This window comes from Streptomyces venezuelae (assembly GCF_008642375.1).
Classification (GTDB): Bacteria; Actinomycetota; Actinomycetes; order Streptomycetales; family Streptomycetaceae; genus Streptomyces; species Streptomyces venezuelae_G.
Map to the genome: position 1 here is coordinate 2915542 of NZ_CP029194.1, position 15468 is coordinate 2931009.

Consider the following 15468-nt stretch of genomic DNA (forward strand, 5'->3'; position numbering starts at 1 on the left):
GTTATCCCTTCACCGCGCCGGCGGTCATGCCGCCGACGGCCTTGCGCTGGAGGAAGAGGAACACGATGAGCACGGGGAGAGAGAAGAGCGTGGAGGCGGCCATGGTGGCGCCCCAGTCGCTGCCGAACGCGGTCTGGAACTCGGTCAGCCAGCGCGTCAGGGTCTGCGACTCCCGGTCCTTGTTGAGCATGAGGACCATGGCGAACTCGTTCCAGGCGGTGATGAAGCCGAAGAGCGAGGTCGACATGAGGCCGGGAGCGAGCAGCGGGAAGATCACCTTGCGGAAGGCCTGACCGCGGGTGCAGCCGTCGATCTGCGCGGCCTCCTCCAGCTCCACCGGGACGGCGGCGATGAAGCCGCGCAGGGTCCAGATGGTGAAGGGGAGGACCATCACGAAGTAGATCAGCGTGAGCATCGGGATGCTGTTCAGCATGTCGTTCTCACGGGAGATCATGTACATCGCGATGACCATGACCTCCCAGGGGGCCATCTGCGCCAGCATCACGACGAGGACGATGCCCTTGCGTCCCTTGAACTTCATGCGGGCGATCGCGAAGCTCGCGGCCAGGGCCACGAGGAGGGCGAGCAGCACGGCGCCGAGGGTGACGGCAAGGCTGTTCTGCACGTACGTCCAGAAGAGGTCGACGCCCGTCGCGGTGGTGTAGTTCTCGAAGGTCGGCGTGAAGACGAAGACCGGGTCCTTCGTCATGATCTCGTGCTGCGGCTTCAGCGAGGACGAGAACATCCAGTAGACGGGGAAGACGAACACCACGGCGAGGACGAGGGCGGTGAGGTTCTTGGCGATGACGCCGGCCGTCAGCGGCTTCCTGGTGCGCAGCTTCTGCGGAGTCTCAGTGGTGGTGCTCACAGCTCCTCCTCCTGCTTCAGGATCAGGCGGAAGTAGAAGGACATGACCGCGATGAGCATCACGATCGTCAGGACGGAGATGGCGGCGGCGACGCCGTAGTGGAACTGGCCGACGCCCTCGATGTAGGCGAAGACGGGGAGCGTCTCGGAGCCTCGGTCGGGGCCGCCCTGGTTCATGGCGTAGACCTGGGCGAACGCCTTGAAGATCCAGATGATCTCCAGGAACGTCGTGATCATGAAGAAGGACTTGAGGTTCGGGAAGACCACGGACCAGAAGGTGCGCCAGCCGCTCGCCCCGTCCATCTTGGCGGCCTCGTACAGCTCGGACCCGACCGTGGTCAGGGCGGCGTACATGTTGAGGGCGACGAAGGGGACGGAGCCCCAGACGAGCAGGATCAGGATGATGACGAGGGTGGAGAAGCCCGTCTCGAACCAGTTGTGCTGCTCGTAGCCCGAGAAGCCGAGCGTGCGCATGAGCCAGTTGACGACACCGAACTGCTCGTCGAAGAGCCAGCGGAAGACGGTGACGGAGGCGATGATCGGCATGGCCCAGGCGAGCATCAGGGACAGCGAGAGGACCAGTCGCATCTTCTTGCCCAGGCGGTTCAGCAGCAGGCCGACGCCCGTGCCGATGGCCATGATCAGGGCGACGTTGACGGCGGTGAAGACGACGCTTCGGACGACGACCGTCCAGAACTGCGAGTCGCTCAGCAGATCCGTGTAGTTGTCGACGCCGATCCAGACCGTCTCGCGGGTGATGAACTCTTTCCGGTTGAGCTGCTGGAAGGAGAGCATCACGTTGCGGATCAGCGGGTAGAGCAGGAGCACCGCCATGGACAGCAGGGCGGGCGCGACGAGCAGATAGGGCAGCAGCCCACTCGGCAGCGAGCGTCTGCCGCGCGAGGGCTGAAGGACTTCCTTCGAGCCGGAAGGGGATGGCGGAGTCTGAGACTTCCCTGCCGCCCTCCCGGGCGCGTCCTGAGGAGCGGCGCTGGCCGTCCCCTGGGAGTCCACGGTCATGGTCTTATTCCTCGCGGTTCTGGGGCTCCCGCGCCCACCGGGGCGCGGCCCGGGGGAGCGGGCCGCTGATCACTGCATGCGATGCGTCAATGCAAAGCGTCACTGCAAGCGCCGGTGGTGCGGCCGGTGCGACACCGGCCGCACCACCTGGCTACGGATTACTGCTGGTTGATGCGCTCGTTGATGACCTTGTCGGCCGCCTCGCCGGCCGCCTTGGCGTCCTCGCCCTTCAGGACCTTGGTCATGAAGTCCTTGATCGGGTTCGGCGCGGTCTCGACCTGCGCCCAGCCCGGCGTCACCGGGGTGACCTTGCCGGAGACCGACGAGGCCGCCATGGCCTCGGCGAAGGAGCCCGCGGCCGGCTTGAACTGCGCGCCGTCCTGGTTCGGGAGCAGCGCGCCCTCGGTGGCCTTCGCGTAGGTGGTCATGTGCTCCTTGCCGGCGGCGAGGGCCAGCCACTCCTTCGCGAGCTCCTTGTTCTGGGAGCGCTCGGCGATGGCGAGGTTCGAGCCGCCGAGGAAGACGGAGCCCGGCTTGTCAGCGGTCTTGCCCGGGATCGGGAAGTAGCCGAAGTCGGCGGTCTTGCCGGCCTTCTTCATGGCGTCGATCGCGCCGCCGGCCTCCCAGCCGAGACCGATCCAGGACGCCACGCCGCCCTTGGGGACGACGTCGGTGGACTGCTGCGGGGTCGCCTCGTCCTTGTCCTTCGGAGCGGTGGAGTAGGACGCCAGCTCCTTGTAGAAGTTCACTGCGGCGACGGCCTCGGGGGAGGACAGGTTGCCCTTCCACTTGTCGCCGTCCTTGACCGCGAGGTCGCTGCCCTCGTCCCAGACGAGGCCGGCGAGGACGTACCAGGACTGGCCCGGCAGGTAGATCGCCTGCGACTTCGGGTCGGCGGCCTTGAGCTTCTTCAGGCCCGCGATCCACTCGGCGCGGGTCTTCGGCGGGGTGACGCCGGCCTTCTTGTAGGCGGCCTTGTCGTAGATGACGACGCGGCTCGCGGCGTACCACGGGGCGGAGTAGAGCTTGCCGTCCAGCTCGTTGGAGGCGACCATGCCCTTGTTCCAGGCGTCGTAGCCGAGCTTGGCCTTGTCGCCCGTCAGGTCGGCGAGGCCGCCGGTGACCGCGTAACCGGCGGTCTGGGTGTTGCCGAGCTCCAGGACGTCCGGCGGGGTGTCCTCGGAGAGGGCGGTGGTGACCTTCTCCTGGATGCCGTTCCAGACCTGCTTCTCGACCTTGACCTTGACGCCGGGGTGCTTGGCCTCGAACGCCTTGTTCACCTCGGCCATCCACGCGTCCGGAGCGGACCCGTCCATGACCCAGACGGTCAGGCTCTTGTCGCCGCCGGCGGACGGCTTCGCGCCGTCCTTGCCCGTGTCGCTGTCCGAACCACATGCAGCGATAGAGACCATCATGCCCGCGACGCCGATCGCCGCGATGAGCTTGCGCTTCACGCCACCCTCCTCAGGGATGCCTGCAACCCCTGCCCACCGCGCGAAGACATACGTCAGGTAGTGCTCGTGGGGCTGGGACCTGGTCTTTAATGGTTTAGACCAGTACCCGGAGCTTGGCCTAGACCTTTAGGGGTGTCAAGGGTGTATAAGAAGGGCAGTCGCGTCCGTTATCGGACCGACACCTGAGGTAGGGCGACGACCCGTGACCGGTCCGTGCCACCATGTGAGCCGCTACAGACGGAGGAGCCGGTGACGGCAGCAGCACAGGAGTCGGGAAGGCAGGCCATGGCCAGGGACGCGGGCAGCACGGAACCGGAGGGCGGGGTCACCACCCGCACCGCTCGCGTGCCCAAGTACTACCGACTGAAGCGGCACTTGCTCGACATGACGGAGACCCTGCCGCCCGGCACGCCGGTCCCGCCGGAGCGGACACTCGCCGCCGAGTTCGACACCTCGCGCACCACCGTGCGCCAGGCACTCCAGGAGCTGGTCGTCGAGGGCCGCCTGGAGCGCATCCAGGGCAAGGGCACCTTCGTGGCGAAGCCCAAGGTCTCGCAGGCCCTGCAGCTCACCTCGTACACGGAGGACATGCGCGCACAGGGCCTGGAGCCCACCTCGCAGCTCCTCGACATCGGGTACGTCACCGCCGACGACACGCTCGCCGGACTGCTCGACATCTCGGCCGGCGGCCGGGTGCTGCGCATCGAGCGGCTGCGCCTGGCGAGCGGCGAGCCGATGGCGATCGAGACCACCCACCTTTCGGCCAAGCGCTTCCCCGCGCTGCGCCGCTCGCTGGTGAAGTACACCTCGCTGTACACGGCGCTGGCCGAGGTCTACGACGTCCGCCTCGCCGAGGCCGAGGAGACCATCGAGACCTCTCTCGCCACCCCGCGCGAGGCCGGTCTGCTCGGTACGGACGTGGGCCTGCCGATGCTGATGCTTTCCCGCCACTCCCTGGACGCCCAGGGGGAGCCGGTCGAGTGGGTGCGGTCCGTCTACCGCGGCGACCGCTACAAGTTCGTGGCGCGTCTCAAGCGCCCCACCGACTGACCGGATCCGCAACATCCGACGAGGGGGGTCGCCGAAGTCCCGGCGGCCCCCCTCGTTTTCGCGTTCCCGGGGGATTCACATCCGTTATGCGGACAGGGGTTCCATGGAGCGTAAGCGTCCCCTAGATTTCCCCAGCATTACCGAGGTGATCAGCGAGGGGACGGGAATCGCCATGTCAGAGGCGGCAGAAGCACCGGAAACGACACAAGGGAAACAACAACCCACCATCACCCCGATGCGGGTGGTGATCGCGCTCTGCCTGTTCGCGCCGTTCGTGGCGATGCTCTGGGTGAGCTCGTACGCGAAGGCCGAACCGCTCTTCGCGGGCATCCCGTTCTTCTACTGGTACCAGATGCTCTGGGTGCTGATCTCCACGGCACTCACCATGGTCGCGTACAAGCTGTGGCAGCTGGACCAGCGTGCCCGCAAGGGAGGTGACGCGCGATGAAGGACGGCGTGAACGGCGTGGCGCTCGCCGTGTTCATCTTCTTCTTCCTGGCCGTCACGGTCATGGGCTTCCTGGCCTCGCGCTGGCGCAAGGCCGAGAACGAGAACAGCCTCGACGAATGGGGTCTCGGCGGCCGGTCGTTCGGCACCTGGGTGACCTGGTTCCTCCTCGGCGGCGACCTCTACACGGCCTACACCTTCGTCGCGGTCCCCGCGGCCATCTACGCGGCGGGCGCGGCCGGCTTCTTCGCCGTCCCGTACACGATCCTGGTGTACCCGCTGATCTTCACCTTCCTCCCGCGCCTCTGGTCGGTCTCGCACAAGCACGGATACGTCACCACCTCCGACTTCGTGCGCGGCCGCTTCGGCTCCAAGGGCCTCTCCCTCGCGGTCGCCGTCACCGGCATCCTCGCGACCATGCCGTACATCGCGCTCCAGCTCGTCGGCATCCAGGCCGTCCTGGACGTCATGGGCGTCGGCGGCGGCGAGAACACCCACTGGTTCATCAAGGACCTGCCGCTGCTCATCGCCTTCGGCGTCCTCGCGGCGTACACGTACTCCTCGGGGCTGCGCGCGCCCGCGCTCATCGCCTTCGTCAAGGACACCCTGATCTACATCGTCATCGCCGTGGCGATCATCTACATCCCGATCAAGCTCGGCGGCTTCGACGAGATCTTCGCCAAGGCCGGCGAGGCGTACTCGCAGATCAACCCGGCGACCGACAAGCCGCGCGGCGCGCTCGTCCCCGGCGAGGCCGGCCAGTGGACGTACGCGACGCTGGCGCTCGGCTCGGCGCTCGCGCTCTTCATGTACCCGCACTCCATCACGGCGACGCTGTCGTCCCGGAGCCGTGAGGTCATCCGCCGCAACACCACGATCCTGCCGCTGTACTCGCTGATGCTGGGCCTGCTCGCGCTGCTCGGCTTCATGGCGATCGCCGCCGGGATCCAGGTCAAGAACGGCCAGCTCGCCATCCCGCAGCTCTTCGAGACCATGTTCCCTGACTGGTTCGCGGGTGTCGCCTTCGCCGCGATCGGCATCGGCGCGCTCGTCCCGGCCGCGATCATGTCGATCGCCGCGGCCAACCTCTTCACGAGGAACATCTACAAGGACTTCATCAAGAAGGACGCGACCCCGGCGCAGGAGACCAAGGTCTCCAAGATCGTCTCGCTCCTGGTGAAGGTCGGCGCACTGGCCTTCGTCCTCACCATGGACAAGACGGTCGCGATCAACTTCCAGCTGCTCGGCGGCATCTGGATCCTCCAGACCTTCCCGGCACTGGTCGGCGGCCTCTTCACCCGCTGGTTCCACCGCTGGGCGCTGCTCGCCGGCTGGGCCGTGGGCATGGTCTACGGCACGGCCGCCGCGTACGGCGTGGCCAGCCCGACGCAGAAGCACTTCGGCGGCTCGTCCGCCGAGATCCCGGGCATCGGCGAGATCGGCTACATCGGCCTCACCGCCTTCGTCCTCAACGTCGTCGTCACGGTCGTCCTGACCTTCGTCCTCAGGGCGCTGAAGGCCCCCGACGGCATCGACGAGACCTCCCCGTCGGACTACACGGCCGACGCCGGCGACGCGCCGGCCCGCAAGGCGGCCGCGAAGGTCGACGCCGGGGTGCACTGACCGCACGACGGCCGCGCGACGGCCGTACGGCGACCGCACGACCTGCGGGAAGGGGCCCGGGATCTCCGCCAGGAAATCCCGGGCCCCTTCGCGTGCCCCCGGGGCAGACTGGCGTCATGGACTTCACGATCAGGGCGGTACGGCCCGAGGAGTACGAGGAGCTCGGGGAACTCACCGGGCAGACCTACCTGGACGACGGGCTGCTGCTGTACGGGGCGGACGACTTCTACCTGGACGTGCTGAAGGACACGGCGCGCCGGGCGCGCGAGGCCGAGGTGCTCGTGGCCGTCGACGCGGACGACCGGATCATCGGCGGGGTCACCTTCGCTCCCGGCTCCACCCCGTGGGCGGACATCGCCGTCACCGGCGAGGCCGAGTTCCGGATGCTGGTGGTCTCCCGTGAGGCCCGCGGCCGGGGGGTCGGCGAGGCCCTCGTACGGGCCTGCGCGGACCGCGCGCGGGCCGTGCCGGAGTGCGCGCGGCTGGTGCTCTCCACGGACGCGAAGATGGTCTCGGCGCACCGGATCTACGAGCGCATGGGCTTCGTCCGCACCCCCGAGCGGGACTGGGAGCCCGTCCCCGGCCATCGGCTGCGGACCTATTCCATGGAGTTCTGAGACCCGGAGACGAGCCAAGGCGACACAACATGTGGGGGGTTCCGCGAGCGGAGCCCCCCACATGTATGCTCGTCCTCGCTGTCGACGCAGGGAAATCCGGCGCGAATCCGGAACTGTCCCGCAACGGTGTGCCTTGTACCCATGTGTTCGCACCCAGGTGCATGTACGAGGCGAGTCCGAGGACCTGCCGACAGCCCACCCGGTTCTTCCGTTCCGGGTGTCACTGACGTCCGGGCCTCGCGGAGTGGGCCGGTGGACGCGGCGCATCCGGCGTACGGATGCCCGCCTGCCCGCCTTCCCCCCGCCGCGGCCCAGAGCCGAGCGAGGGAGAGCCCCACGTGACCATCGCGCCCGCCGATCCGGCCACGGCGATCGAGAGCGACGGACCCGGCACCGTGCTGCTGCGGACCCTGACCGATCTCACCGCCGACCTGCCCGACACGGACCCCGGCAAGGTCGCCGCCGCCGCCCTCCGCGGCCGCAGCGCCGCGTCGGACGAGGCGGAACTGCGCGAGCTGGCCACCGAGGCGGCCGCCGGCCTGATCTCCGAGGACCCGGCCTACTCCCGGCTCGCCGCCCGGCTCCTGACGATCACCATCGCCGACGAGGCCGCCTCCCAGGGCGCCGTCACCTTCTCGGCCTCCGTCGCCGTCGGTCACCGCGAGGGCCTCATCGCCGACCGCACCGCCGACTTCGTGACGCTCCACGCCGACCGCCTCGACGCCACGATCGACGGCGCCGGCGACGACCGCTTCGGCTACTTCGGTCTGCGCACCCTCTACTCGCGCTACCTGCTGCGTCACCCGATCACCCGCAAGGTCATCGAGACCCCGCAGCACTTCATGCTCCGCGTGGCCTGCGGCCTCGCCGAGGACGAGAGCGTCCGCGCGCTGGACGAGGTCGCCGCGCTGTACGGCCTGATGAGCCGTCTGGACTACCTCCCCTCCTCCCCCACGCTCTTCAACTCGGGTACGCGCCACCCGCAGATGTCCTCCTGCTACCTCCTGGACTCCCCGCAGGACGAGCTGGACTCCATCTACGACCGCTACCACCAGGTCGCCCGCCTCTCGAAGCACGCCGGCGGCATCGGCCTCTCCTACTCCCGCATCCGCGCCCGCGGTTCCCTCATCCGCGGCACCAACGGGCACTCCAACGGCATCGTCCCGTTCCTCAAGACCCTCGACGCCTCCGTCGCCGCCGTGAACCAGGGCGGCCGTCGCAAGGGCGCCGCGGCCGTCTACCTGGAGACCTGGCACGCGGACATCGAGGAGTTCCTGGAGCTCCGCGACAACACGGGCGAGGACCAGCGCCGTACGCACAACCTGAACCTGGCGCACTGGATCCCGGACGAGTTCATGCGCCGGGTCAACGCCGACGCCGAGTGGTCGCTCTTCTCCCCGGCGGACGTGCCCGAGCTCGTCGACCTGTACGGCGAGGAGTTCGACGCCGCCTACCGCGCCGCCGAGGCGAAGGGCCTGGCCCGCAAGACGATGCCGGCCCGCGACCTGTACGGCCGGATGATGCGGACCCTGGCCCAGACCGGCAACGGCTGGATGACCTTCAAGGACGCCTCGAACCGGACGGCCAACCAGACGGCCGAGCCCGGCACGGTCGTCCACTCCTCGAACCTCTGCACCGAGATCATCGAGGTCACGAACGACGGCGAGACGGCCGTCTGCAACCTCGGTTCGGTGAACCTGGGTTCGTTCGTGGCCGGCGGGGACATCGACTGGGAGCGGCTCGACGAGACCGTCCGTACGGCCGTCACCTTCCTCGACCGGGTCGTCGACATCAACTTCTACCCGACCGAGCAGGCCGGGCGTTCCAACGCCCGCTGGCGGCCGGTCGGCCTGGGCGCGATGGGCCTCCAGGACGTCTTCTTCCAGCTGAAGCTGCCCTTCGACTCGGCGGAGGCGCGCGCCCTGTCGACGAAGATCTCCGAGCGGATCATGCTGGCGGCGTACGAGGCCTCCGCCGATCTCGCCGAGCGCAGCGGCCCGCTCCCGGCCTGGGAGCAGACCCGCACCGCCCGCGGTGTCCTGCACCCCGACCACTACGACGTCGAGCTCAACTGGCCCGAGCGCTGGGCCGCCCTGCGCGAGCGGATCGCCACGGTCGGCATGCGCAACAGCCTGCTCCTGGCCATCGCGCCGACGGCGACGATCGCCTCGATCGCCGGCGTCTACGAGTGCATCGAGCCGCAGGTCTCGAACCTCTTCAAGCGCGAGACGCTGTCGGGCGAGTTCCTCCAGGTCAACTCGTACCTCGTCGACGAGCTGAAGCGGCTCGGCGTGTGGGACGCCCAGACCCGGGACGCGCTGCGCGACGCGAGCGGCTCGGTCGCGGGCTTCAGCTGGATCCCGGCCGAGGTGCGCGAGCTGTACCGCACGGCCTGGGAGATCCCGCAGCGCGGGCTGATCGACATGGCCGCCGCGCGCACCCCGTTCCTCGACCAGTCGCAGTCCCTGAACCTGTTCATGGAGACGCCGACGATCGGCAAGCTGTCGTCGATGTACGCGTACGCCTGGAAGCAGGGGCTGAAGACGACGTACTACCTGCGCTCGCGCCCGGCGACCCGCATCGCCCGCGCCGCCCAGGCGTCGGCGCCCGCCGCCGTCCCGATCCCCGTCCAGCAGGCGGCCTCCGACGCGGACGCCCTCGCCTGCTCCCTTGAGAACCCCGAGTCCTGCGAGGCCTGCCAGTAATGAGCACCATCGAGAACAAGAACCTCCTGGACCCGGGCTTCGAGCTGACGCTGCGTCCGATGCGCTACCCGGACTTCTACGAGCGCTACCGCGACGCGATCAAGAACACGTGGACGGTGGAGGAGGTCGACCTCCACTCGGACGTCGCCGACCTCGCCAAGCTCACCCCCGGTGAGCAGCACATGATCGGCCGGCTCGTCGCGTTCTTCGCGACCGGCGACTCGATCGTGTCGAACAACCTCGTGCTGACGCTGTACAAGCACATCAACTCCCCCGAGGCGCGCCTGTACCTCTCGCGCCAGCTGTTCGAGGAGGCCGTGCACGTCCAGTTCTATCTGACGCTGCTCGACACCTACCTGCCCGACCCGGACGACCGCGCCGCCGCGTTCGACGCGGTCGAGGAGATCCCCTCCATCCGCGAGAAGGCGCAGTTCTGCTTCCGCTGGATGGACTCGGTGGAGAAGATCGAGAAGCTGGAGACGGCCGCCGACCGCCGCCGCTTCCTGCTGAACCTGATCTGCTTCGCGGCGTGCATCGAGGGCCTGTTCTTCTACGGCGCCTTCGCGTACGTGTACTGGTTCCGGTCCCGCGGCCTGCTGCACGGCCTGGCCACGGGCACCAACTGGGTCTTCCGCGACGAGACGATGCACATGAACTTCGCCTTCGAGGTCGTGGACACCGTCCGCAAGGAGGAGCCGGAGCTCTTCGACGACGCCCTCCAGCAGCAGGTCACCGACATGCTCAGGGAGGCCGTCGAGGCGGAGCTGCAGTTCGGCCGCGACCTGTGCGGCGACGGCCTGCCCGGCATGAACACCGAGTCGATGCGCGAGTACCTCCAGTGCGTCGCCGACCAGCGCCTGGTCCGTCTCGGCTTCCCCCCGGTCTACGGCTCCGAGAACCCCTTCGCGTTCATGGAGCTCCAGGGCGTCCAGGAACTGACCAACTTCTTCGAGCGCCGCCCGTCCGCCTACCAGGTGGCCGTCGAGGGCTCGGTGGACCTGGACGAGGACTTCTAGGACCCGGCCGGTCCGGCTGTACGAGGAAGGGCCCCGCACTCCGAGTGAGTGCGGGGCCCTTCTCCGTACGCGTACCGGCGATCAGGCGTTCGGCACCGTCTCGTAGCGCGGGGTGCCCTCTTCCATCTGGCGCAGGGCGTCCTTGCGGTCGCGCTTGGAGAGGCGGTCGATGTACAGGTAGCCGTACAGGTGGTCCGTCTCGTGCTGGAGGCAGCGGGCGAAGTAGCCGGTGCCGCGCACCTTGATCGGGTTGCCCTGGGCGTCCTGGCCGCTGACCACCGCGTAGTCGGGGCGGCCCAGCTCGGCGTAGGCGGTCGGCACGGACAGGCAGCCCTCGTTGGACTCGTCCAGGTGGCGCTGGTCGGCCGGGAGCTCCTCCAGGACCGGGTTGACGACGACACCGGTGTGCCGGACGCCCTCGTCGTCGGGGCAGTCGTAGACGAAGACCTTGAGGTCGACACCGATCTGGTTCGCGGCCAGGCCCACGCCCTCGGCGGCCTTCTGGCTGGCGAACATGTCGTCGATCAGCGCCGCGAGCTTCTCGTCGAACTCCGTGACGTCCTTGCACTCCTTGTGGAGCACGGGGTTGCCGACGACGGTGATCGGGCGGGCCGTGCCGCGCTCGCGGTAGGCGAGCTCACGCGCCTCGCAGTCCTCCGTGTCCACGACGAAGCCGTCGTTCACGTCGTTGATCTGCTCGTCAGTGTCCTGCTGCGTCATGTCCGGCGCGTGCCTTCCTCGGAACCTCAGTAAACGATCCCGTACAGCCTACGGGCAGCGTCAGCAGACCTCTTCCAGATCCCGCCACTCACGGCTGTCGGGGCTGTCCGCCACCCACCCGTCGAGGAGTCCGCGCACCAGGCCCGCCGGGGCCGCGATGCCGCACTCCCGCTCCGGGACCCAGAGCTCGCCGGGCGAGCGGTGGCCGAGCGGCCCGGGGTGCCCCGGCTCGCTGTGGTCGTGCGGGTCGGAGTGCTCGCCCTCGCCCTCGGCGCTCGGCATCGTCGACTCCGAGCAGGCGCGGCAGAGCAGCCGCACGGAGGACGACCAGTCCTCGGCGGCGAAGCCGGCCTCGGCGGCGAGCTGCTCCAGGGCGTCCCGGTCGTCCTCGGTGGCGGCCTCCAGGAGGACCACCCAGGTGGGGACGGGCGACGGCGCCCACAGCTCGATCTCGTCGAAGACCGGGTAGGACGGGCCTGCGGTGGTGGTGCGCTCGCCGTTCGGCACGCCGTCGTGGAGGACGACCTCGCCCCAGCGGCGCCCCGAGGACGGCAGCGGGATGGAGAGGACCTCCATGCGGGCCGGGTCCAGCCTGCGGCCCCAGACGACCTCGGCCTCGCCCTCGGGCGAGAGGCGGACGGCGGCGCTGCCCAGCTCCATGCCGGCGGGCTCGCCGGTGCCCGCGGCGGCGCCGGGCACCTTCAGGCCGTACGCCTGCCAGGCGCGGCGGGCCAGCGGCCAGTCCTGGAGCGCGGTCGCCGCGATGCCGACGTTCCACCAGTCGGGGGCGCCGGTCTCCTTGTCGAGCAGCGCGACCGCGCGCAGGCCGGCGGCCCGGGCCTGTTCCCAGTCGTGCCGGAACTTGTGCAGCAGGGCCAGGTTGAACCAGGACTCCGAGAGCCAGGGCTCCAGATCCGCCGCACGTGTCAGCAGCGCGCCGGCGTCCTCGTACCGGCCGTCGCCGATCAGCGTGAACGCGCGGTCGGTGGCCTGCCGCCACGAGGCGGAGGGCCGATGCCGTACCTTCCCGAAGATCCTCACGATTCCCGCCTGCCGGTCGCTTTCACCCTCTTGTTCGCATCCAACCATGCCCGGTCGGACGCGCGCTCATTACCCATGGGTTACCCAGCGACGGCCGAGGTCACCCCAGGCGCTCCGCCCCGCGCCAGGACCCTGGCCAGGGACTCCACGACGTCCGGATGGTAGTCGCGCGCGGTGCCCAGGCGGAGCCGCTCCAGGGCTTCCAGGGCGGCGCCCGCCCCGTCGCCCGCGAGGTCGTCGTAGGCGTTCACGGTCCGGACGATCCGGGCCGCCAGAGGCTGCTCGCGGTACGGATCGGCCTGCCGCTCGACGACCAGGGCGACGGCCGCGGGGGCCCCGGTCCTGCGGACGACCTCGCCGCCGAGGAGGGCGATACGGCGCTGCTCCTCGACCGGGAGGAGGGCGGTGGCGCCGCCCTCGACCGGGTCGACGAGGGAGAGCTGTCCGATGTCGTGCATGAGCGCCGCGTACTCCAGGACGGTCAGCTCGGCCCCGGAGAGCCCCAGCTCGCGCCCGACGGCCGCGCTGAGCGCGGCGACCCGGTGGGCGTGGCCGGGCGGGGTGCAGCCGGCGATCTCGGTGGCCCGGGCCAGTGAGGCGATGGTCTGCCGGTTGACGGTCCGCACGGCCGCGTACCGCCGGAAGGAGACCTGGGTGAGCAGGAGCGGTACGGCGAGCACGGGCAGCGCCCACAGCCCGGCGGCGGCCACGGCGAGCGCCATGACGGCGCCCGTGGCGCAGACGGCCGATCCGATGCCGAGGAGGGCGCGCAGCTCGTCGCGGAGGAGGGGGCCGAACGGGAATCCGGTGCGGGCGCGGAGCAGGACGGCGGCGAGCACGGCGTCGCAGAGGGCGGTCAGGACGAGCAGGAGCAGCAGGAAGAAGGCGTACGACGGGCCCTGGCCGAGGTGCTCGACGACGGCGCCGGAGTTGTAGAGGGGCTGGAAGCAGAGGGCGGCGAAGGCGACGGTGAGGACCCGGCGGGCGAGGTGGTCGGTGTCGGGGCCGTCTCCCCTGGCCAGGTGGGGGACGATCCCGGCGAGGCCGCCGGCGACGACGACGGCGACGATCTGGAGGACGCCGTGGGTGGTGGCGGTGCCGGCGTCGTTCCCGAGCAGGGCGTACGCGAGGGCTCCCGCGGCGGCGAGAGGTGCGGGCTCCCTCTCGCCGGGGGCGGCGCCCCAGCGGGCGAGCTCGCCGAGGGCGATGAGCGCGCCGAAGGCGAGGGCGTTGCCGGGCTCGTCGACGCCGTACCAGAAGGTGGCGCCGAATCCGGCGAGGCTCAGCAGCAGGGCCGCGCCGTTCACGGTTCCGACGGTGAGGGCCCCTGGCCTCATGCGCGCTCCTTCGGCCGGGCGGTCAGGGGGGTGTCCGGCGCACGCGGCGGGGGCACGTCCTCACCGGCCGGGGAGTCGCCCGCCGGGGGGTCGGTCGGCCGCGGTGCCGGGAGCGGCGGGAGTCCCTGGGGCGTCTCGTCGGCGGTGACGCCGGTCTGCCAGCCGTGCCGGTCGAGGGCCCGGACCAGGGCGGCGACCATGCGGGGGTCGAACTGGCGGCCCGCGCACCGCTCCAGCTCGGCGACGGCGGTCGGGACCGGGCGGGCCCGGCTGTAGGAGCGGGTGGAGGTCATGGCGTCGAAGGCGTCGGCGACGGCGACCACCCGGGCGAACTCGGGGATCTGCTCGCCGTGGAGCCCGTACGGGTAACCGCTGCCGTCCATGCGCTCGTGGTGGTGCAGGATCGCGCCCCTGGCCTCGCCGAGGAAGCCGATGCCGCGGACCATCTCGTGTCCGTACTCCGGGTGCAGTTCGATGACCCGGCGCTCCTCCGGGGTCAGCGGCCCGTCCTTGCGGAGCACGCGCGTGGGCACGCCCAGCTTCCCGACGTCGTGGAGGATCCCGGCGAACCGCACGACGTCGAGCCGGTCCTCCGCCATGCCGAGCTCACGGGCGATCAGGACGGAGGCGTGGCCGACCCGTTCGCTGTGGCCGCGGGTGTACCGGTCCTTGATGTCGACGGCCTGGACGAGGGCGCGGATGGTGGCCTGGTGGGCGGCGCGCTCGCGGTGGTACTGGGCGAAGACCCAGCAGGAGATGTACATCGGCAGCAGGACGAAGAGGGCGGCGGCCGGTCCGTACGAGCTGCGCCAGAGCACGGCCATCATCAGCCCGGCGAGGCCGTGCACGGCGTGCGGGGCGAGGGCCCGCCCCAGGAGTCCGCGCCAGGCCGCGCCGGCCGGGAGCCCTTCGGCGGTGGCCCGGATGCCGCCGTCGAGGGCGGTCAGGACCAGGCAGAAGGTGAGCGCGGCGGCGCCCGCGGGCAGCAGGGCGTACGGGAAGTCGGGTGCGTCCGGGCCGTTTCCGAGGGCGGTGGAGCCGCCCAGGGCGCCGGCGGCGAGGGCGGCGGCCCAGACGGCGAGGGCCGTGGCGGCGGCCCGCCAGGCGCGGCGCGGTCCGGCGGGCGGTTCCTCGACGCGGGCGAGGAGGCTGCCGGGCAGCGCGGTGAGCGCGGCGGCGGCGGGCGGCAGGAGCAGCGCGGAGGCGAGCAGGACGGGGAAGAAGGAGCCGGTGCCCATGGGGACGGAGCCGCCGAGGGCTCGGCCGAGGAACGGGCAGCGGGCCGGCAGCTCGCAGAGCGCGTACAGGGCGGCGAGGAGTGCGACGGTGCCCCAGGGGGTGGCCGCGCCGGGACGCACCGCGGGCAGGAGGCAGGCCGCGGCGGCGAGCAGGGCGCAGCCGATGTACACGGCGGCCGCCCTCGGAATGCCCCTCTCGCCCATCACACCCGTCACGCTAGCGAGTCGGGCGGTCGGAGTCGTCGCGCTGCGGCCGATTCGCACCATCGGGTGATACAAGCTGATATATGCGTGGGGCCGCCGCGATCGCTTCGCGGCGGCCTCGGTCCCCGG

13 protein-coding genes and 1 riboswitch are annotated in these 15468 nt (G+C 70.3%); of the genes, 6 read left to right on the top strand and 7 right to left on the bottom strand.

Annotation, left to right across the window (positions count from 1 at the left end):
- Position 1: 1 nt before the first annotated feature.
- The 3 genes from DEJ46_RS12875 to DEJ46_RS12885 all read right to left on the bottom strand — a co-directional run bounded on the left by DEJ46_RS12875 (position 2) and on the right by DEJ46_RS12885 (position 3341).
- Positions 2-868, bottom strand: coding sequence for a carbohydrate ABC transporter permease (locus DEJ46_RS12875; RefSeq protein WP_411757747.1), 867 nt, complete (start codon positions 866-868; stop codon positions 2-4).
- Positions 865-1887 carry a carbohydrate ABC transporter permease gene (locus tag DEJ46_RS12880; RefSeq protein WP_150266217.1) on the bottom strand — a complete coding sequence of 341 codons (1023 nt, stop codon included), beginning with the start codon at positions 1885-1887 and terminating at the stop codon, positions 865-867. Before DEJ46_RS12880 ends, DEJ46_RS12875 begins: the two co-directional genes overlap by 4 nt.
- 158 nt (positions 1888-2045) lie before the next feature.
- Complete coding sequence (locus tag DEJ46_RS12885; protein ID WP_150266219.1) at positions 2046-3341, bottom strand: extracellular solute-binding protein; 1296 nt, start codon at positions 3339-3341, stop codon at positions 2046-2048.
- Positions 3342-3626: 285 nt separating this feature from the next.
- Here DEJ46_RS12885 and DEJ46_RS12890 point away from each other — a divergent pair, with 285 nt between their 5' ends.
- The 6 genes from DEJ46_RS12890 (at position 3627) to DEJ46_RS12915 (ending at position 10799) form a co-directional block, all read left to right on the top strand.
- The gene (locus DEJ46_RS12890) at positions 3627-4391 is read left to right on the top strand and encodes a GntR family transcriptional regulator (RefSeq protein WP_150274369.1); all 765 of its coding nucleotides are present in this window, start codon (positions 3627-3629) and stop codon (positions 4389-4391) included.
- Positions 4392-4563: 172 nt separating this feature from the next.
- Entirely contained in the window at positions 4564-4839 is a 276-nt protein-coding gene (locus DEJ46_RS12895; protein ID WP_150274371.1) for a DUF3311 domain-containing protein, read from the top strand.
- Positions 4836-6461 carry a monocarboxylate uptake permease MctP gene (mctP, locus tag DEJ46_RS12900; RefSeq protein WP_150266222.1) on the top strand — a complete coding sequence of 542 codons (1626 nt, stop codon included), beginning with the start codon at positions 4836-4838 and terminating at the stop codon, positions 6459-6461. Before DEJ46_RS12895 ends, mctP begins: the two co-directional genes overlap by 4 nt.
- A gap of 116 nt (positions 6462-6577) precedes the next feature.
- Positions 6578-7078: a GNAT family N-acetyltransferase gene (locus tag DEJ46_RS12905; RefSeq protein WP_150266224.1), complete on the top strand. Its 501-nt coding sequence runs from the start codon at positions 6578-6580 to the stop codon at positions 7076-7078.
- A 48-nt stretch (positions 7079-7126) separates the two neighbouring features.
- Positions 7127-7285, top strand: a riboswitch (cobalamin riboswitch).
- 131 nt (positions 7286-7416) lie between these two features.
- Positions 7417-9783, top strand: coding sequence for a ribonucleoside-diphosphate reductase subunit alpha (locus tag DEJ46_RS12910; protein ID WP_150266226.1), 2367 nt, complete (start codon positions 7417-7419; stop codon positions 9781-9783).
- The gene (locus DEJ46_RS12915; protein ID WP_055641405.1) at positions 9783-10799 is read left to right on the top strand and encodes a ribonucleotide-diphosphate reductase subunit beta; all 1017 of its coding nucleotides are present in this window, start codon (positions 9783-9785) and stop codon (positions 10797-10799) included. The genes DEJ46_RS12910 and DEJ46_RS12915 overlap by 1 nt, the downstream gene beginning before the upstream one ends.
- Positions 10800-10880: 81 nt before the next feature.
- Here the strand turns inward: DEJ46_RS12915 and def are convergent, their stop codons facing one another.
- From def to DEJ46_RS12935, 4 genes are all read right to left on the bottom strand, one after another.
- Complete coding sequence (gene def / locus DEJ46_RS12920; RefSeq protein ID WP_150266228.1) at positions 10881-11519, bottom strand: peptide deformylase; 639 nt, start codon at positions 11517-11519, stop codon at positions 10881-10883.
- A gap of 60 nt (positions 11520-11579) precedes the next feature.
- On the bottom strand, positions 11580-12560 hold the full coding sequence (locus DEJ46_RS12925) for a tetratricopeptide repeat protein (protein WP_150266230.1): 981 nt from the start codon (positions 12558-12560) through the stop codon (positions 11580-11582).
- Between the two features lie 80 nt (positions 12561-12640).
- Positions 12641-13897, bottom strand: a complete 1257-nt coding sequence (locus tag DEJ46_RS12930) for an HD-GYP domain-containing protein (protein ID WP_150266232.1) — start codon at positions 13895-13897, stop codon at positions 12641-12643.
- Positions 13894-15339: an HD-GYP domain-containing protein gene (locus DEJ46_RS12935; protein ID WP_150274373.1), complete on the bottom strand. Its 1446-nt coding sequence runs from the start codon at positions 15337-15339 to the stop codon at positions 13894-13896. The genes DEJ46_RS12930 and DEJ46_RS12935 overlap by 4 nt, the downstream gene beginning before the upstream one ends.
- Positions 15340-15468: the final 129 nt, after the last annotated feature.